This is a genomic window from Nocardioides sp. AN3, from assembly GCF_054653495.1.
The window spans coordinates 228,692-246,083 of record NZ_BAAIGC010000002.1; the positions used below are offsets into that span (position 1 = coordinate 228,692).

Sequence of the window (17,392 nt, forward strand, 5' to 3'; positions counted from 1 at the left end):
GCCGGCCCCGATCTGAGCGACGACAGGAGAGCAGGTCGGATGGGACGACGAGGTCCCGAGTTCGAGGAGTACGCGGACCGCTATCCCCACATCGCGATGGAGCGCACCGAGGGCGTGCTCCAGATGAGGTTGCACTCGGAGGGTCGGAGCCTGGCCTTCGGGATAGCGGTCCACGAGGAGCTGGGGTATGCGTTCGCAGACATCGCCGACGACGTGGGCAACGAGGTCGTGATCCTCACCGGAACCGGCGGCGCGTTCTGCGATAGCTTCGACACCACCGGCATCGAAGACGTCACGCCTCAGGTGTTCGACGACCTCATGTACCACGGACGTCGTCTGATCGAGAACTACCTGTCGATCGACGTCCCTGTCATCGCGGCCGTCAACGGCCCGGTGCGGTTCCACTCCGAGCTGGCGATCCTGGCCGACGTCGTCCTGGCGTCCGACGACGCAACCTTCCAGGACGGATCCCACTTCACGAACGGCGTGGTGCCCGGGGACGGGCACCATCCGTTCTGGACCCACGCCCTGGGCTGGAACCGGGGACGGTACTTCCTCATCACCGGTCAGGTGCTGGACGCGATGACCGCGCGCGAGTACGGGGTCGTCAACGAGGTCCTGCCGCCACAGCGGCTACTGGAGCGGGCGCACGCCCTCGCTCGCGAGATCGCGCAGAAGCCGCGACTGGTGCGGCAGTACACGCGCCGGCTCTTCACCCACGAGCTGAAGCGCCTCTCGCACCAGGACCTCTCCATGGGATTCGCCCTGGAGGGCATGGGGCAGCTCGACTCCTGGGACGCGTCCACGCTCGTCGCCAGCGACTGAGAGTACAGCCCACATCGAGCACGCGCGCTGGCTCGGACCCCCCCTCGGACCGACCATCGGGCAGGACGAAACGGAGTGAAGCGTGTCTGGAGCATCGACGCATCGACGTCTGGACGGCAAGGTCGCTGTCGTCACCGGAGCAGGGGGCGGCATCGGCCGCGAGCACGCCTTGCTCCTCGCCGAGCAGGGCGCGCGTGTCGTGGTCAACGACGTGGGGCTTCGCGAGGACGCGAGCGCCGAGGCCGTCGTCAGGGAGATCCAAGAGGCCGGCGGCGACGCGATCGCCAGCACCCACTCCGCTGCATGGGACGGCGCCGCGTCGATCATCAAAACCGCCCTCGAGGCCTACGGCGGAGTCGACCTGCTCATCAACAACGCCACCGTGACCAGGTTCGGTGACACCAGGGAGTACGACGAGGCGGACTGGGACGCCACGATGGACGTCAACTTGAAGGGCTACTTCGCCATGACGCGGGCGGCGGCGCCGGTCATGATCGCGCGTGGTGGCGGCTCGATCGTCAACACGAGCTCGGCCTCGGGATACGGAGCCCCGGCCCACGCCGCCTACTCCAGCGCCAAGGAGGGTGTTCTCGGCCTGACCCGGTCGGTGGCCCGGGAGCTGGGTCGGTTCGACATCCGGTGCAACGCCATCCGTCCGGTGGCTGCCACCAGCACCGGGGGGAGCCTGAAGGGCAGGGCCGGCAAGTTCCTCACCCTCTTCGAGCTGACGATGGACCCGCGGATCGCGTCGGTGGTCAAGACGATGGTCGCCGACCCCGAGCTCATGGCGCCACGCAAGGTGGCGCCCGTCGCCGTGTGGCTGTGCTCGGAGGCTGCCGCGGGCATCAGCGGACAGGTCTTCGAGGTCCACGGCGACACCATCAACCGCGTCGAAGCGCCTCAACCGGTCCGCACGATCTACCGCGAGGGCGGGTGGGACCTCGACGGCTTGGACGCCGTGGCGCCCACCGCACTCGTCGACGGCGTGCGCCACTCCTTCGGCCTGACCGAGTTTCCGGAGCTGCGCGACCCGGCGTACTAGCCGTGTGCGCGTCAGCTGACCGCGTGGTGGTAGGAGCCACACGACAAATCAGCATGTTGTGGCTCCGGACACATAGCGGCCGTCGGCCCCGGCGAACAGAATCCTTGTGACATCCGTCTCAACGCTCGGGATCCCTGAGCACCCGGCGCGGGCGGACCCACCACCAGGAGGGCGCGGAAGGCATGAGTGCGACACCCACCCCTGTCCCGGCTGTGAACGTAGCTCCGGCTGCGAGACCGGAGCTCCGGATCCGCAACCTGTGGAAGTCGTTCGGCGGTGAGCACGCCCTTCGGGGGGTGGACTTCGACGTGCGGCCCGGAGAGGTGCATGCGCTGGTCGGCTCGAATGGGTCCGGGAAGTCCACGCTGATCAAGATCCTCGCTGGGTTCCACCAGCCGGACCCCGGCGCGTCGTGCGAGGTCGGTGATGAGTCCCTGACGCTGGGCAGCGCGGCCGCAGCGGATGACGCCGGCATCCGCTTCGTGCACCAGGAGCTCGGGCTGATCGGCAACATGAACGCGGTCGACAACCTGGGACTCGGTCGCGGCTACAACGCCTCGAACGGATGGATCCACTGGCGGTCCGAGCGCAAGCGCGCCAGGGCGCTCCTGGGCCGACTGGGAGTCGCGATCAACGTGACCGTGCCCGTCGACCAGCTCTCCCTCGCGGAGAGGACCCTCATCGCGATCGCTCGCGCGACCGACGTGCCGCAGGGCCGGGTGCGCTTCCTCGTGCTCGACGAGCCGACGGCCTCCCTCGGGGGACCCGACGCACGTCGGCTCTTCGACGTCGTCGAGCGTGTGCGTGACGAGGATGTGGGTGTCGTCCTCGTGTCGCACCACCTCGACGAGGTCCTCGGCATCGCCGACCGGATCACGGTCCTCCGCGACGGCCAGCTCGTCGGCACATTCGAGAAGGCTCAGCTGGATCGCGACCGGCTGATCGAGCTCATGACCGGACGGCAACTGACCGTCCTCTCCCCGAGCGTGGCTGAGCGTCACAGCGGCGAACCAGCCCTGTCCGTGAGCGGGTTGTGCGGTCAGATCCTCCACGAGCTCGATCTCCAGGTCTGGCCGGGTGAGATCCTCGGGGTCGTCGGACTGACCGGATCTGGGTCCGAGGAGCTTCCGCGCTACCTCGTCGGGCTGGACACGCCCACGACGGGCTCGATGAGGGTGGGCCCGTCCGCGGTGGCCCGCAACAACGCCACGCAGGCGGGCCGGCGTGGCGTGTGGCTCGTCTCCGGTGACCGTGGCAGGTACGGCGTCGTCCCGAGCTTCTCGGTCACGGAGAACATCACCCTCGCCGGCCTCACCCCGTTCGTCTCGAGGGGCATCTTCCGCCGATCCAGGGAGCGAGCAGAAAGTCGGCGCTGGATCGAGACCTTCGAGATCCGTACGCCGTCGGCCACCGCCAACATCAGCAGCCTCTCGGGCGGCAACCAGCAGAAGGCGGTGCTGGCGAAGGTGCTTCGCACCTCCGTGAAGGTCCTCGTCCTCGACGATCCCACCCGCGGTGTCGACATCGCCGCCAAGGAGGAGATCCACAAGGTCATGGACGAAGCCGTCGCCAACGGCATGGCCATCGTCCTGTGCTCGTCCGACCACGGCGAGGTCGCGCGGCTGTGCCACCGCACGATCGTCTTGAAGAAGGGCCGGGTCGTCGCCGAGCTCGGTCGCGCCGAGGTCACCGAGGACCTGCTCGGCGAGCTCGTCATCTAGGAGAGAGAGCATTCCATGAAGACACCGGAAGCCGACAGCATTCGCGGCGCCGACCCCGTGGCTCCGCGAGTCGAGGTCGCAGACGACGCGTCCGGCGTGCCTCAGCAGGGCCGCCGCGCGTTGAACCTGGGCATGCACCGGTTCAGCGGCCTGTACGTCCTGGCGCTGATCATCATCGTCTTCGGGATCTGGGTGCCGGACACCTTCCTGACCACACAGACCCTCAAGACCGTCGCGTCGCAGCAGGCGGTCGTCGCGATCCTCGCGCTCGCTCTGCTCGTGCCGCTCGCCGCCGGAATCTTCGATCTGTCGGTCGGGACGATGCTCGGCCTGGCCGTCGTCCTCGTGTGCAAGTTCCAGGCGATGGGGATCCCGTTCGGGCTGGCCATCGTCCTGACCCTGCTGATCGGAGCGACAGTGGGAGCGGTCAACGCGTTCGTCGTCGTCTTCTGGCGCGTCGACTCCTTCATCGCGACCCTGGGTTCCTCCTCGATCCTGGGCGCGCTGATCTACTGGGTCTCGGGCAATCAGACGATCGTCACCGGGATCTCACCCGACTTCGTCCGGCTCGGGCAGGGAGACCTCTGGGGCGTCCCGCTTCCCGTCGTGTACCTCGTCGTGCTCGCCGCGCTCCTGCTCTACCTGACGGAGTATCGCCCCTTGGGACGAAAGATCTATGCGACCGGCGGCAACGAGCTGGCTGCCCGGCTGAGCGGCGTCCGGACCGACGCCCTCGTGGTGCTCTCGTTGGTGCTCTCCGGCTGCATCGCCGCCTTCGCCGGCGTCGTCTTCGCCGCGATCATCGGCTCGGGATCGTTGACAGCCGGACCGCCGTTCCTCCTGCCGGCCTTCGCTGCGCTCTTCCTGGGCTCCACCCAGATCCACAACGGGCGGGTGAACGTGCTCGGCACGCTCGTCGCCATCTACGTCCTGGGCGCCGGAGTCAAGGGCCTGTTGCTCGTGGGTGCGCCGTTCTGGGTCGGTGACCTCTTCAACGGCGTGGCGCTGATCGCGGCCGTGGCCCTGGCCGTCCGCCGTGGCAAGGTCAAGGTCGCCTGACCGTGGTCGAGCCCGCCTCGCCGGTCGGGATCCGGAGCGCTGCCGCTGCGCACAGGGCCATCACCGCCATGAGCACGGCGAACCCGACGGTGTAGCCCGCTTCGCGGGGCAACCCGTCGGAAGCCGCCGCCGCGGTCACGATGGTCGCCGTGACGGCCGATCCGGCGGAGCCGCCGATCGTGTGGATGTTCGTGTTCATGCCGCTGGCGACGCCGGTCTGCTCCGGAGGCACGGCAGCATGATGAGCCCGGACTCGGAGACGGATGCGGCGAAGCCGTAGCCCGCGATCGCAGGGGTCTGGCACAGCTGGGGCAGGAACGCGAAGGACGCGTACGTCGCGAAACCGACGAGGAGCGCTACCAGCTTCGCAGTCCACACACCTCGCAGGCGCATCATGCCCATGTCGATCAGAGGAGTCGCCGAGCGTCTCTCGACCCGCACCCAGGTGGCGGCGAGGAGGTCCGCCGCGAGCACCAGACCCAGGACCAGCGGGGATGCCCACCCCCAGCGTGGGCCCTGGGTCACGGCGAGCAACAACGCCACCAGCCAGGACGACATCAGCGCCGCCGGCAACAGTCTGATCCGCCCGGGGTCCGGACGGGGGACTCTGGAACGAGCAGCGCTGCTGACAGCGCCGCAGCTGCGGTGATCAGCATCGGGAGCCAGAACAGCCAGTGGTAGTCGAGGTTCGAGACGATCGGTCCGGCCAGCACGAGTCCGAGCCCGGCGCCCACGGCCGCGAGCGAGGCAAGTGCGCCGATCATGCCGGCGACCTTCGACGCCGGGAACTCGTCGCGGACGATCCCGAACGACAGTGGCAGCACGCCGCCGCCGATGCCCTGCACGACACGACCGAGGATCATCACGGCGACGGTCGTGGCCGACGCTGCGATGAGCGAGCCGAGCGAGAGTCCCGCGAGGGTGAGGACGAGCGTGCGCTCCTTGCCCACGGTGTCCCCGGCCCGGCCGACGATCGGCGTGCACACGGAGGCCGAGAGCAGGTAGGCCGTCAGGACCCAGGTCACCGTGACCTGGTTGGTGTCGAGGTCGGTCCGGATCTCGGCGAGGACCGGGACGACCAGCGACTGGAGCAGGGCGAAGGCCGAGACGGAGGCGCAGAGCACGGCGAAGGTCACCTTCGGGTGGGACCTGCGCGACTTCCTGGGCACAGGGATCCTTCGGGATCATCGATGACACGGGCCGTCAGGAGGCCCCGAAATGCCGACAGCGCCGAGCGATGCACGCGACGCGCGCATCGCCCAGCGCCGATCGACCGGGCGAACGGGTGCTACTGAACCAACCAGAGCTTCTTGAAGATGCCTTCGTAGTCCCCGCCGTCGACCTCGGCCCGCGGAAGGGTCGCCTCGGCGTTGTCCTTGGTGATGAGCTGGAACGGGATCTGCGCGCTCGTGGAGACCGCGACGTCACCTTTGTTGAAGTAGCGCGCGAGGGCGTCGATGGACGTCCAGCCCATGCCAGTGATCGGTGACGCGAGCCAGGCCTCCTCAGTGCCTGCAGCGATCGCCTTCAGGTTCTCGGTGGTCGGCTGGATCCCGATGATCTTGGTCTGGTCTTGGAGCCCGGCAGAGGCGAGCGCCGCCGACACGCCGGTCGCGACGGCACCGAAGCCCATGGATGCGAAGTTGATCGACGGCGTGCGCTGGACCGCGCTCACGACCTGCTGGGGCACCTTGGTGCCGATATCGCTCGCCTGGACCGCGTGCGACTCGTAGTGACAGGTCGGGCACAGCTTGAGGAACTCGTTCTTGAAGGCGGTCTCGTAGACCTGGAGGATCGGGAAGGACGGGATGTTGAACATCGCGACCGACGCCTTGTCGCCCTTCTGCGCGACGGCGTACGAGGCCATGATCTTGCCGGCCCGCTCGTACTGCGACGGGTCGGCGACGTTGGCGACGATCGGGGGCGCGACGGGGTCGGTGTTGTTCGATGTGACGACCGGGATGTGCTCGGATGCGAATGTCTTCGCAGCCGCGGCGTAGTCGGTCGCGTTGATCGCCTGCGTGATCACGGCATCGGGGTGATCTGCTACGGCTTGCGCGAAGGCATCGGTCGCACCGGTCGGATCCGAGGGGTCGAACACGATCGGGATGGGCGTCCACCCGAGGAGCTTCGCTCCATCGACCGCGCCTTCCTTGATGTACTGGGACTCCGGGATGTTGTTCACGACGATGACCACCTTCTTGCCCGGTGCCGGCGTTGTGGTCAACGGCGGCACGTCAAAGGACGTCAAGGGCTGCGAATACTGATGCACGGTGGTCTGGGCTGCGCTCGTGCCCGCCCCTGCGCCAGATCCGGAGCCAGAAGACGAGCTGCCGCTGTCGGAGCCTGAGCTCGAGCCGCACCCCGCGAGCGCGGTCATGAGTGCTACGGCTGTGCCGACCCCGAGACCCTTCCGCCATCCGCCATGTGTCGCCATTGCAGTCACTAGTCCTTCCATCTCGCCGGCGTGGGTATCCACGCTGGACACGGAGCCCCGAGTTGTGACGACCGTCGCACTGCCTTCGCGAACGCCACAATGTGCCGGGAGCCACTTGTCGGTCGGGTGGATGTGGCGCCCAACACCGGCGAGGGGTGGTGGGCCACGCGGGGCGGAGTCCCCGAAGAGCCTCCGTTCGGATGGTGCCCACGGACAGCGATCCCCTGAGGATCGGTGTCCGAGGGGACACGCGGACTCAGCCCGGTGTGTCGATCCGGATGTGGCAGACCAGGCGCGTACCAGCGCACACTCGCCGGTTGTGGCGCTCGCCACGTGGCGGATGGTGGCACTCGACGATCTGTCCGCCTGAATCGACCGAAGGACGGAGCGGACGTGGGACGAGTGGACGGGAAGGTCGCCCTCATCACCGGCGCAGCGCGGGGGCAGGGTCGCTCGCACGCGGTTCGGCTGGCCGAGGAGGGCGCCGACATCATCGCGGTCGACCTGTGCCGGCAGATCGACACCGTCGAATACGACCTCGCCACCGAGGACGATCTTGCGGAGACCGCCCGTCTCGTCGAGGCTCTCGGCCGGCGGGTCGTCACCCGCCGCGTTGACGTCCGAGATGGCGACGCCATGCGTGCTGTCGTCGAGGACGGACTGTCCGAGCTCGGGCAGATCGACGTCGTGTCCCCGGGCGCCGGAATCCTGAGCGCTGCGCCCACATGGGAGCTCACCGAGCGCCAATGGGACGATCTCATCTCGGTCAACCTCACCGGCGTCTGGCAGACCCTGCGGGCGGTTGTGCCCGCCATGATCGCTGCCGGCCGGGGCGGGTCCATCGTCCTGACGGGGTCGTCCTCGTCGCTGATCGGCTTCGCCAACCTCGGCCACTACGGTGCGGCGAAGCATGGTGTGCTGGGCCTGATGAAGGTCCTGGCGCTGGAGCTCGCGCCGCACTTCATCCGGGTCAACACCGTGTGTCCGGGTGCCGTCGAAACGCCGATGGTGGCCAATGCCGGCACCTACAAGCTGTTCACCGGCGGCAAGCCCGACGCCACTTTCGAGGACGCCGTCGGTCCGATGACGGACATGAACGCGATGCCCATCCCGTGGATCGACCCCGTCGACGTCTCCAACGCGGTTCTGTACCTGGCTTCGGACGAGTCACGCTACGTCACCGGCGCCGCCTTGCCGATCGACGCCGGCAACATCTGGCCGCACAAGTTGCCCCACGCGGTGTCCTGACCCTGCCGTTCCACGAGCCCTGAGCGTGCGCGAGATCCCCGGACATGTCTTCGCGCCTGCTCGATCTCCGCTTGCGCGCTGGGACAGGACCGTCGACGAACCTGGCGGCTGAGTGCCGGTGTGCGCCACGTCTGATGTGGCCTGTGGCGTGCCGCCGCTGAACGAAATGGCTGGACAGACACAAGAGGACGAGGCGTTGTGTATCTCGTGATATCGCTGTGCGGTACCAAGTGTCTTAGCGTTTCGGAACGCCAGCGTCTGTGACGTGCGACACAGCATCCTCCGTGTCGCCGTCCCGGACGAACAAGAATCGTCGCGAAGCGACTGACGGATTGCGAGACCACCATGGGCCAGTTGGACGGCAAGGTCGCCTTCATCACGGGTGCGGCGCGCGGGCAGGGCAGGTCACACGCCGTCCTGTTGGCAGAAGAGGGCGCCGACATCATCGGGCTCGACATCTGCGAGCAGATCAACTCTGTCGTTCCGCCGATGTCCACCCAGGCGGACCTGGACGAGACGGTCGCGCTGGTCGAGAAGACCGGCCGCCGGATGATCGGCGTCAAGGGCGACGTCCGCAACCGCGCCGACATCCAGCGCGCTCTCGACCTCGGTCTCGCCGAGTTCGGGCGCTTGGACATCGTCCTCGCGAACGCGGGCATCTTCGCGGTCAACCTTCAGCCCTACGGCCAGCGGTCGGAGCAGGCGTGGCAGGACAGTCTCGACGTCATCCTCACCGGGACCTGGAACACGCTTCAGCTCGTCTCGCCCATCCTGGTCGAGCAGGGTGAAGGTGGTGCCATCGTCATCACGAGCTCGACCGTCGGGCTTCGCTGGGTGACCACCAACTACGACGGCGGACTCGATGGATACAACGCGGCCAAGTACGCCCAGGTAGGGATGATGACCGGGTACGCCGGGAAGCTCGCAGAGCACAACATTCGGGTCAACACCCTGCACCCGGGCCCCATCAACACGCCGATGGTGAACAACGACCACTTCGTCAAGTGGGGCGACGAGAACGGGGAGCTGATGGCCTCGTTCGCGAACGCACTGCCGGTGACGTCGATGGAGCCCATCGACATGAGCCGGGTGATCCTCTTCCTGGTCTCGGACACCGGTCGCTACATCACCGGCCAGACCGTTGCCGTCGACGCAGGGCAGACCTCGGTGCCGCCCGTCGGCGGGGGCACCATCATGAAGCACCCGGGTGACAGCTAGACGCCGGCTCACCGGGCTCACCTGGCTCACCGGGCTTACCGGGCTTACCGGGCTCACCCGGCTCGCCCGCCGGCTGCCCACGCCGTGAGTCGAGCCGCTCTCGTCCGGCGAGTGCCGGCGAACCCCATGCCCGTCCGATGAAGTGGCGGGGCATGGCCTCTGCGCGCAGCGCCCTGGCCTGTGGGCAGCCGCGTCTGCTGACTCCTCAGCACACACCCCCGAACCCATACATCCGATCCTGTGATCGGGAAACGAGAGGACCACGACATGCGTCGAAGCATCGTGGCGACAGCCGTTCTCGCCGGCACAGTCGCACTGACACTGGCCGGATGCGGATCCGGGAGCTCGAGCAGTGAAGGATCCGGAGGCGGCTCGGGAAGCGACGCCACCTCAGGTGCCAGTGCCTCAGGCGGCAGCTCGTCTCTCCGAGCAGGGGACAAGAAGGAGATCGTCTACATCTCCATCGGCATGGCCAACACCTACGACGTGGCCTACGAGAAGTCCGTCAAGGACGTTCTCAGCAGGTATGGCTACACCTTGACGACGCTCGACGCCGCCTTCGACCAGTCGAAGTCAGACCAGCTCGTTCAGCAGTACTTGGCGACGGGAAAGAAGCCGGCAGGCTTCCTCTGGCAACCCGTCGACCCTGCCGCCGGCGTCAACTCCAGTCGTCTGCTCGCGACCCGCGCTCCAGTCCTCCAGGTCTCCCAGCTCCCGAAGTCCGACGCGGCGTTCGGCTATGCCGCCACGAACCAGGAGGCGGTCGGCGAGGAGATGGGGAAGCTCTTGGTGAAGGCCAGGGACGAGGCGAGGAAGAGGGGTGTCAAGCTGCACAGCACCGGGGGCAACCTTCTCTACATCGACGGGACGCCGGGCTCGCCAGCACTCAAGGACCGCTACGACGGAATCATGAAGGTGACCGCAGGCGAGCCGTTCAACATCATCGGTCGCGTCGACGGAGGCTTCGACCCGGATGCCGGCTACAAGGCCGCCAACACAGCGATCCCGCAGTACAAGAGTCAGGGCATCGACTTCATCGTGGGCTTCAACCTCGGCGTCGCGAGCGGCACCGTCCGAGCCGCAGAGCAGAACGGTCTGGACCTCGGCAAGTCCACCTTCTTGGTAGCCGGTGACTGCGGAACCGGGGACGTCAACCAGATCGCGGGCGGGCAGATCTACGGTGCTGTCGTGCAGACGGGCTACATCGAAGGTCTGGTGAGCGCCCGCACCCTGCTTCAGCGCATCGCTACGGGCAAGACCACGCCCGGAACGGTCACGCTTCCGGTCTCAGGCACGGAGCCTGCGCTCGAGGCGACCCCGCCGAGTGAAGTCACCTTCATGGGTGTGCCGGCCATCACGGCGAAGACGATGGACACGCCCTACTGGGGCAAGACCTACGCCGACGCGTGCACCGGAAAATGATTGACAGTCTCAAGACCGACCAGGACGGCGGCGGCGGGCAGCCCCTGAGGCTTGCCGCCCGCCGCGTGTCCAAGCGCTACGGGGGCGTACAGGCACTCGCCGACGTGTCGTTCGAGGTGCGCGCCGGTGAGGTCATGGCACTGCTGGGCGAGAACGGCGCTGGCAAGAGCACCCTGGTGAAGGTCATCGCTGGTCTTGTCGACCCCGACGACGGTGAGCTGTTCGTCGACGGAGTATCCACCGCGCTCTATCCGGCAGCGGCGTCCCAAGCGGCGGGTGTGGCGGTGGTACATCAGGAGTTCAGCTCAGTCCCTTCGCTGACCGTTGCCGAGAACCTGGCTCTGGGCGCAGCGGAGCGGGCGCGCCGAGTGTGGTGGCCGCCGGCCTTGGCCAAACGAGCTCGCCCGCTGCTGGACCGTGTGGGGCTGAGCCACATCGATCCGCGCCAGCGCGTCGAGACACTCAGCGTCGCCGAGCAGCAGCTGTTGGAGATCGCCAGGGTCCTCGCCCGCGATGCCAAGGTGCTCATCTTCGACGAGCCCACTGCGGCGCTGTCTGACCGCGAGATCACGCGCGTCCTCGCGACGATCTCGTCGCTGGCAGCCGAGGGCAGGAGCATCATCTACGTCACCCATCGGCTCGCAGAGGTCTTCCACATCGCCGATCGCGCGACGATCGTGCGAAACGGGCACGCTCGCGAGGCGGTCCGGGTTGACAGCACCACCCCGGCGGAGGTCATCTCGATGATCCTGGGACGCCAGTTGGACGACATCTACCCCCCGCGTCGGGAGGTCCCCGACAGCGAGGTCGTGCTCGATGCAGTCGAGGTCGTGGCTGAAGGTCTCCGCGAGCCGGTCACCCTGTCGTTGCGCCGAGGGGAGATCCTCGGCCTGGCTGGGCAGCTGGGCAGTGGATGTAGTGCGGTCACCCGGGCCTTTGCCGGAGTGATACCGATGACGTCGGGCCACCTTGCGCTGTCGGGAAGCGCCATCACCGGTACCTCTCACGCTCACCGCATCCGACGGGGGATCGCGTACTGCTCGGACGACCGAAAGCTCGACGGGATGTTCCCAGACAAGCCCGTCTACCAGAACCTGTCCTCGCCCTGGCTGCCCTCGGTCTCTCGAGCTGGTTGGCTGCTGCGCCACCAAGAACGTGCTCGGGCTGCACGACATGCCTCCGAGTTCACGATCGACACCCGGCGCCTCACGTCGGCGGTGGGTGTCCTGAGCGGGGGAAACCAGCAGAAGATCGCCCTCGGTAAATGGCTCGGGATCGATCCCAAAGTCCTGCTGGTGGAAGAGCCCACCCGAGGCGTCGACGTGGGAGCACGCTCGGAGATCTACGCCCGTCTTCGGGAGCTGAGTGACCTCGGCACTGCGGTCCTCGTCGTCTCTTCGGACACTGCGGAGCTACACGGACTATGCGACCGTATCGGCACGTTCTACCGCGGTGTCATGACGCAGCTCCGAACAAGCGCGGCGTGGACGGAGGACGAACTGGTGCTGGAGGTCATGCACAACCGCGACGAGGTCACTGCGATGAGCCAGACAGGGGAGGTGCGGCCGCTATGAAGACTCCGGTGACGGCGCCCGTCCAGGGCGCCCGAGTATCGGCGGCGGCCGATGCTGGCCACGCGGAGACGGTGAAGGCGCGCTTGCTCACCTGGGGTGTGCCCGTCCTGGCCGTGGTCCTGATCCTCGTCCTGTCGCTCACGACCAAGGACTTCCTCACCACCGCCAACATCGCGGCCGTGCTGAGGAGCGCGGCGTACACCGGCATCATCGCCGTGGCGATGACGCCCATGGTCGTCTCGGGAAACTTCGTGTCCTTGGCGACTCAGCAGACAACTGTCGCAGCAGGGATGCTGCTCATCGTCATGCTGAACCACGGGATGCCTGTCCTCCCGGCTGTCGTCCTCGTTGTCATCGCCGTTGTCGTGATAGGCGTGCTGCAAGCGTTGCTCGTGGCCGCAGGCCTCAATCCGATCATCACCACGCTCGCTGCCGCCTCGGTCATCCTGGGCACCACGAGCACGCTCAGTGCCAGCAAGCCGGTCGCTTTGACGGGCTCCGTCTTGGGCTGGGGCAACTCTTCCGTCCTCGGGATACCGATCGAAGTCCTCGTGTTCGGCGTGTTCACCGTTCTGGTCAATCTCGGATCCGTTCGGACGACGCTCGGACGGGCAACGATGCTGACAGGATCAAATCGCCGTGCGGCCGCCATCAGCGGCCTGTCATTCACCCGGGTCACGGCCGCCGCATTTGCGATCTTCTCCTTCGGCATCGGTTTGGTTGCCGTCTTGTACTCCGCCGGTTTCCGCAGCGTGACACCCAACAGCCTGAACTCCCTGACCTTCGACGTCATCGGCGCTCTGCTCGTGGGGGGGATCGCTATCAACGGTGGCCGCGGCGCGCCATGGCGCTCAGCCCTTGGGGCAGTGTTCATCTCGACCGCGACCAATGTGTTGCTGCTGCATGGCTTGTCCGCCGGAGCGGTGGCTTTGTTCACCGGCGCCATCATCACCATTGCCGTCGTCTTGCTGGTGTCGATCGAACGGATGAAGGCCCTGTCATGAGCGATGTGCTTGCGGCCGCGGCCCGAAGCGGCCTCGGTTACCTGCGTCCCACCCTGCTCCTGGTTGCCACGATTGTCGTGATGAGCGTCAGCGTCGACGGCTTCAGCGGTCAGTCCGCCGAGTTCGCCGTCCTCGAACAGGTTGCACTCCTCGGCCTGTTGGCACTCGGCGCCTCCATCACGATGGTGGCCGGAGAGCTTGACCTTTCTATCGTGTCGACCGCGGTGGTGGCAGCGATCGTCGGCGCCAAGCTGTCGAGCCAAGGGGCGGGAGTCATGATCGTCGGTGCTGTGGCCGCCGGCGTCCTCATCGGCGGCCTCCAGGGCTTCCTCATCGGACGGTTGCGGATCAACTCCATCATGTTCACCATCGGTACGGCGATCCTCCTCGGCGGCCTCGCCTACCTCATGTCGGACAGCCAGCCCGTCCTCTTAGCCGACTTCGCCGTGTCGAACCCGTTCCTCGTTCAGCACGGCGCCTTCTCATTGAGCAGCATGATCGCGTTGGGCGCGTTCGCGTTGGTCGGGGTCTTCTTCAGCGTCATGAGGCTGGGTCGGCATGTCTATGCGATCGGAGGCGGGCGACACGAGGCTGAAGCAGCGGGCATTCGAACTGACCGCATCATGGCGTTCGCGTTCGCGGTCTCCGGGGGCTGTGCGGGCCTCGCTGGCGTCCTTGCCAGTCTCCGCAGCGGCAGTGCAGCGCCGGGCGCCTTCTCCGAGTTGCTGCTGCCTGCCGTGGCCGCGTGTCTGATCGGCGGCATCAGCCTCCAAGGTGGTCGAGGCACAGCAGTGCATGTCCTCTTGGGAGTTGCGATGCTCGGCACGATTTCGGCGGGCTTGGCCGTGAACGGATCGCCAGCATCGGTCAACCAGCTGGCCCAAGGGGCCCTGCTGCTGGCACTTCTCGGCCTGGAGTTCGTGACGCCGCGACTCGTACGCCGACGCCCCACGTGGCGGATCTGGAGACGAACGCACGTCACGAGCTCCTGACGGGCAGGCGAGCAGCGCTCGTGGAGCGTCGACGGGTGCGCGACGAGGGGTCAAGATCTCCCAGTTGGGCTGTCTCACGACATCGACGACACACATGGCCTCCGTCAGGAAGGTCCGAAGGGCCCCGGGCTGCGCCCGAGGTGCGCGACACGCCTGTGGATCTCGGTGTGTCGGGTCCACGGCCTGCAGCGCGTGGCCGTCGGTGCGGCCGCCGCTCGGCCCCTCGCCCGCGGCGTGATCGACGCGCTACGAGAGCCGGCTCACCACGTCGGCATCGGCCGAACCTGCGCTGGGACCTACAGCTTCGTCTTGGCCGAAGACCTCAACATCCGCGTCGTCGACGCGGCGACCGGCGCGCTACTCCGGAGATCACCGTCGATCCCGCACGACGCCCCAACAGGACAATCCCGGACAGCGGACGTCCCTCTCCGGAGGTCCGCTGTCCGGGATGTCCTGCGGCATCACACGGTGTTGCTTCGACCCGTTGAACCTGCCCAACGCAACTCGATCAAGCTCACTGAGCTCTTCGACCTCCAGAGCATCAAGCCCTCGATCGAGTCAGTCCGGAGACGCTGCGAGGAAGCCGTGACGGAGACCCTCAACGGGCTCTCCAAGACCGAGTGCGCCGCACCACGACCTTCGACGACGGACCCGCAGAGAACCCAGGGCGTTTCAGTGGGCCGCGATCCGTCAGTCGGCGAGCGGGGCAGCCGGTGTCTCGACCACGCGCTCGAGGGAGATGTTCTTGTCGACGAAGACCAGCTCTCCGTCGACCATGGCCAGTTCGTCCTCGTAATAGCCCACACCCTGACGCGTCCACGAGTTCGACCACCACACGACCAGCAAGTAGGTCCGCGCGCGGATCCCGTTGGAGAGATCCACCGCGATGTTGGTGATCAGGTGCCGGCTGCCCAGGGCCGGTTCAAGCGCCTCGCGGAAGACGGCGATGAACTTGTCCACGCCGTGGTGCTCCGAACCGTTGAGGGAGAGTCGAACGTCGGGCGAACAGAGAGTGGCGAGTGCATCGAAGTCCTGGTCGTCGACGATCCGCGCGTAACGCTCGTAGAAGTGCTCGACTGAAGCCTGGTCGGGGGTGATCACTCGGACTCCTGAGGAAGCTGCAGCAGTTCGACGGGCAAGCCGTCCGGGTCGAGGAGGTAGACGAACGCCGCGCCGGCGAAGTCTCCCTCGGTGATGACTTCGGGAGCGGAGTGCGACTTCACTCCCAGTGAAGTGAGGTGCTCGTAGGACCCGAAGATGTCGTCCACGAGGAAGCAGATGTGGGCCGCGCCTACATCGCAGTTGCGGGTCGAGTATGACGATTCACCGGTCGGCACCAGGTACTGCAGCAACTCGAGGTGAACGTCGCCAACCTGGACCAGGCGCATCTCGAAGTCCGAGTCATCGAAACCCAGGACCTTGGCGAACTGGGGGCCGCAAAAGTGCTCGGCTGCGACCTCCTCACCGCCGAACAGCTTGTAGAACTGGACCGATTGCTCGAGATTGCTCACGGTTCGGCCGAAGTGGTGAACTGCATGTGGCATCTTCTGCCCCCATCTGCGGGTTGGTGGTCGAGCAGGCGTGACGTTCTGCAGCGCACGACTGCAGCGCGTCCCCGCACAGTCTGGGCCGCTGACGTCGGAACACACGATGGCCGAACCGCCACTGTCGAAAGGACTGCTGTGTGCCGAACTCCATAGATGCTCCCGAGCACCGGACCCTACGCTCACCCGGAGGCCGACTTCGGGGCCTCCGACTGCGCTTGGTCCCACGGCTCCAGAACGGGCTGCTCGGCGCGACGCGATGGGATGGGATGGATCAACGATGGGTCAGTTGGACGGCAAGGTCGCCTTCATCACCGGCGTCGCTCGGGGACAGGGGCGGTCTCACGCTGTGATGCTCGCGGAGGAAGGGGCCGACATCATTGGCCTGGATCTGTGCGAGCAGATCGAGACGGTCGCCTATCCCATGGCTACCCGGGAGGACCTCGACGAGACCGTTGCCCTGGTGGAGAAGGCCGGGCGCCGGATGCTTGGCGTCAAAGGAGACGTCCGCAATCGCGCCGACATCCAGGGTGCTCTCGATCTCGGCCTGGCGGAGTTCGGCCGCCTGGACGTGGTCCTTGCCAATGCCGGGATTCTGGCGTTCGGCCAGCGACCGTATGCTCAGTCGGAGCAGGCCTTCAGGGACAGCCTCGACGTGATGCTGACGGGGACTTGGAACACGCTGCAGCTCGTCGCGCCGATCCTGATTGATCAAGGTCGGGGCGGTGCCATCGTCATCACGTGCTCGTCGGTCACACGCCAGTCGATCACGACCAACTATGACGGCGGCTTCGATGGCTACCACGCGGCCAAGTACGCGCAGGTGGGCCTGATGACCGGCTACGCGGGAAAGCTTGCCGAGCACAACATCCGGGTCAACACCTTCCATCCCTCAGGCGTCGCGACGCCCATGATCATGAATGAGACCTTCCCCAGGTGGATTGAAGAGAACCCGGATTACGGCGTCGCGAACGCGCTGCCGGTGGACTGGATGCAGCCGCCCGAGGCCAGCGAAGTGATCCTGTTCCTCGTGAGCGATTCGGGACGCTTCGTGACGGGGCAGGAGATCTTCGTCGATGCCGGTCAGACGATGCTCCTTCCCTCGACGTAGCTCCCACCCTGTGTCCGTCCGAGCGCTCCGGGCAATCGAGGGCGATGATCCCGCCGACCCATTGGAACTGAACGGAAGCGCCTATCCCACTCCTCAGGCTCGGGCGCCTGTCGCGAGAGCTGGCGGTCGCAGTACCCGCCGACCCAGGCGCTATGTAGTCCCAGTCTCAACGCCCAAGTACCACCGGCTCGTCGC

Annotated in this window: 17 protein-coding genes; 11 read left to right on the forward strand and 6 right to left on the reverse strand. The window is 66.8% G+C overall.

From position 1 onward, the window contains the following. The first annotated feature begins 39 nt into the window (after positions 1-39). The 4 genes from ACYQ1K_RS03705 (at position 40) to ACYQ1K_RS03720 (ending at position 4,647) form a co-directional block, all read left to right on the forward strand. On the forward strand, positions 40-825 hold the full coding sequence (locus tag ACYQ1K_RS03705; RefSeq protein ID WP_459981455.1) for an enoyl-CoA hydratase/isomerase family protein: 786 nt from the start codon (positions 40-42) through the stop codon (positions 823-825). Between the two features lie 82 nt (positions 826-907). Continuing rightward, positions 908-1,867, forward strand: a complete 960-nt coding sequence (locus ACYQ1K_RS03710) for an SDR family NAD(P)-dependent oxidoreductase (RefSeq protein ID WP_459981456.1) — start codon at positions 908-910, stop codon at positions 1,865-1,867. 182 nt (positions 1,868-2,049) lie between these two features. Next, positions 2,050-3,588 carry a sugar ABC transporter ATP-binding protein gene (locus tag ACYQ1K_RS03715; RefSeq protein WP_459981457.1) on the forward strand — a complete coding sequence of 513 codons (1,539 nt, stop codon included), beginning with the start codon at positions 2,050-2,052 and terminating at the stop codon, positions 3,586-3,588. A gap of 15 nt (positions 3,589-3,603) precedes the next feature. Continuing rightward, the gene (locus tag ACYQ1K_RS03720) at positions 3,604-4,647 is read left to right on the forward strand and encodes an ABC transporter permease (protein WP_459981458.1); all 1,044 of its coding nucleotides are present in this window, start codon (positions 3,604-3,606) and stop codon (positions 4,645-4,647) included. Here ACYQ1K_RS03720 and ACYQ1K_RS03725 read toward each other — a convergent pair. The 4 genes from ACYQ1K_RS03725 to ACYQ1K_RS03740 all read right to left on the reverse strand — a co-directional run bounded on the left by ACYQ1K_RS03725 (position 4,634) and on the right by ACYQ1K_RS03740 (position 6,874). After that, the gene (locus ACYQ1K_RS03725) at positions 4,634-4,879 is read right to left on the reverse strand and encodes a hypothetical protein (RefSeq protein WP_459981459.1); all 246 of its coding nucleotides are present in this window, start codon (positions 4,877-4,879) and stop codon (positions 4,634-4,636) included. The two genes, ACYQ1K_RS03720 and ACYQ1K_RS03725, sit on opposite strands and share 14 nt — an antisense overlap. Further along, entirely contained in the window at positions 4,843-5,205 is a 363-nt protein-coding gene (locus ACYQ1K_RS03730) for a hypothetical protein (RefSeq protein ID WP_459981460.1), read from the reverse strand. Before ACYQ1K_RS03730 ends, ACYQ1K_RS03725 begins: the two co-directional genes overlap by 37 nt. Further along, positions 5,205-5,816, reverse strand: a complete 612-nt coding sequence (locus ACYQ1K_RS03735) for an MFS transporter (protein ID WP_459981461.1) — start codon at positions 5,814-5,816, stop codon at positions 5,205-5,207. The genes ACYQ1K_RS03730 and ACYQ1K_RS03735 overlap by 1 nt, the downstream gene beginning before the upstream one ends. A 119-nt stretch (positions 5,817-5,935) precedes the next feature. Beyond that, positions 5,936-6,874: a sugar ABC transporter substrate-binding protein gene (locus tag ACYQ1K_RS03740; protein ID WP_459981462.1), complete on the reverse strand. Its 939-nt coding sequence runs from the start codon at positions 6,872-6,874 to the stop codon at positions 5,936-5,938. 603 nt (positions 6,875-7,477) lie between these two features. Here ACYQ1K_RS03740 and ACYQ1K_RS03745 point away from each other — a divergent pair. The 6 genes from ACYQ1K_RS03745 (at position 7,478) to ACYQ1K_RS03770 (ending at position 14,542) form a co-directional block, all read left to right on the forward strand. Beyond that, positions 7,478-8,332 (forward strand): mycofactocin-coupled SDR family oxidoreductase, encoded by an 855-nt coding sequence (locus ACYQ1K_RS03745; protein ID WP_459981463.1) that lies wholly within the window; start codon positions 7,478-7,480, stop codon positions 8,330-8,332. 345 nt (positions 8,333-8,677) lie between these two features. Further along, positions 8,678-9,550, forward strand: coding sequence for a mycofactocin-coupled SDR family oxidoreductase (locus ACYQ1K_RS03750; protein WP_459981464.1), 873 nt, complete (start codon positions 8,678-8,680; stop codon positions 9,548-9,550). A gap of 267 nt (positions 9,551-9,817) precedes the next feature. Further along, positions 9,818-10,972 (forward strand): sugar ABC transporter substrate-binding protein, encoded by a 1,155-nt coding sequence (locus ACYQ1K_RS03755; RefSeq protein ID WP_459981465.1) that lies wholly within the window; start codon positions 9,818-9,820, stop codon positions 10,970-10,972. Beyond that, the gene (locus ACYQ1K_RS03760) at positions 10,969-12,546 is read left to right on the forward strand and encodes a sugar ABC transporter ATP-binding protein (RefSeq protein WP_459981466.1); all 1,578 of its coding nucleotides are present in this window, start codon (positions 10,969-10,971) and stop codon (positions 12,544-12,546) included. The genes ACYQ1K_RS03755 and ACYQ1K_RS03760 overlap by 4 nt, the downstream gene beginning before the upstream one ends. Further along, positions 12,543-13,550, forward strand: a complete 1,008-nt coding sequence (locus ACYQ1K_RS03765; protein WP_459981467.1) for an ABC transporter permease — start codon at positions 12,543-12,545, stop codon at positions 13,548-13,550. Before ACYQ1K_RS03760 ends, ACYQ1K_RS03765 begins: the two co-directional genes overlap by 4 nt. Continuing rightward, positions 13,547-14,542 carry an ABC transporter permease gene (locus tag ACYQ1K_RS03770; RefSeq protein ID WP_459981468.1) on the forward strand — a complete coding sequence of 332 codons (996 nt, stop codon included), beginning with the start codon at positions 13,547-13,549 and terminating at the stop codon, positions 14,540-14,542. The genes ACYQ1K_RS03765 and ACYQ1K_RS03770 overlap by 4 nt, the downstream gene beginning before the upstream one ends. A gap of 690 nt (positions 14,543-15,232) precedes the next feature. Here ACYQ1K_RS03770 and ACYQ1K_RS03775 read toward each other — a convergent pair. Together ACYQ1K_RS03775 and ACYQ1K_RS03780 are read right to left on the reverse strand one after the other, a co-directional pair. Further along, complete coding sequence (locus tag ACYQ1K_RS03775; RefSeq protein ID WP_459981469.1) at positions 15,233-15,643, reverse strand: nuclear transport factor 2 family protein; 411 nt, start codon at positions 15,641-15,643, stop codon at positions 15,233-15,235. Further along, a complete protein-coding gene (locus tag ACYQ1K_RS03780; protein WP_459981470.1) occupies positions 15,640-16,086 on the reverse strand; it encodes a VOC family protein in 447 nt (148 codons plus the stop codon). Before ACYQ1K_RS03780 ends, ACYQ1K_RS03775 begins: the two co-directional genes overlap by 4 nt. 280 nt (positions 16,087-16,366) lie before the next feature. Between ACYQ1K_RS03780 and ACYQ1K_RS03785 the strand changes: the two genes are divergently transcribed. Next, positions 16,367-17,197: a mycofactocin-coupled SDR family oxidoreductase gene (locus tag ACYQ1K_RS03785; protein ID WP_459981471.1), complete on the forward strand. Its 831-nt coding sequence runs from the start codon at positions 16,367-16,369 to the stop codon at positions 17,195-17,197. The last annotated feature ends 195 nt before the right edge of the window (positions 17,198-17,392 follow it).

Excerpts from the sequence above, each read along its gene's own strand:
- ACYQ1K_RS03705 (WP_459981455.1), top strand. The coding sequence starts at position 40 with ATGGGACGACGAGGTCCCGAGTTCGAGGAGTACGCGGACCGCTATCCC.
- ACYQ1K_RS03715 (WP_459981457.1), top strand. The coding sequence starts at position 2,050 with ATGAGTGCGACACCCACCCCTGTCCCGGCTGTGAACGTAGCTCCGGCT.
- ACYQ1K_RS03720 (WP_459981458.1), top strand. The coding sequence starts at position 3,604 with ATGAAGACACCGGAAGCCGACAGCATTCGCGGCGCCGACCCCGTGGCT.
- ACYQ1K_RS03730 (WP_459981460.1), bottom strand. The coding sequence starts at position 5,205 with ATGTCGTCCTGGCTGGTGGCGTTGTTGCTCGCCGTGACCCAGGGCCCA.
- ACYQ1K_RS03750 (WP_459981464.1), top strand. The coding sequence starts at position 8,678 with ATGGGCCAGTTGGACGGCAAGGTCGCCTTCATCACGGGTGCGGCGCGC.
- ACYQ1K_RS03755 (WP_459981465.1), top strand. The coding sequence starts at position 9,818 with ATGCGTCGAAGCATCGTGGCGACAGCCGTTCTCGCCGGCACAGTCGCA.
- ACYQ1K_RS03760 (WP_459981466.1), top strand. The coding sequence starts at position 10,969 with ATGATTGACAGTCTCAAGACCGACCAGGACGGCGGCGGCGGGCAGCCC.
- ACYQ1K_RS03765 (WP_459981467.1), top strand. The coding sequence starts at position 12,543 with ATGAAGACTCCGGTGACGGCGCCCGTCCAGGGCGCCCGAGTATCGGCG.
- ACYQ1K_RS03770 (WP_459981468.1), top strand. The coding sequence starts at position 13,547 with ATGAGCGATGTGCTTGCGGCCGCGGCCCGAAGCGGCCTCGGTTACCTG.
- ACYQ1K_RS03780 (WP_459981470.1), bottom strand. The coding sequence starts at position 16,086 with ATGCCACATGCAGTTCACCACTTCGGCCGAACCGTGAGCAATCTCGAG.
- ACYQ1K_RS03785 (WP_459981471.1), top strand. The coding sequence starts at position 16,367 with ATGGGTCAGTTGGACGGCAAGGTCGCCTTCATCACCGGCGTCGCTCGG.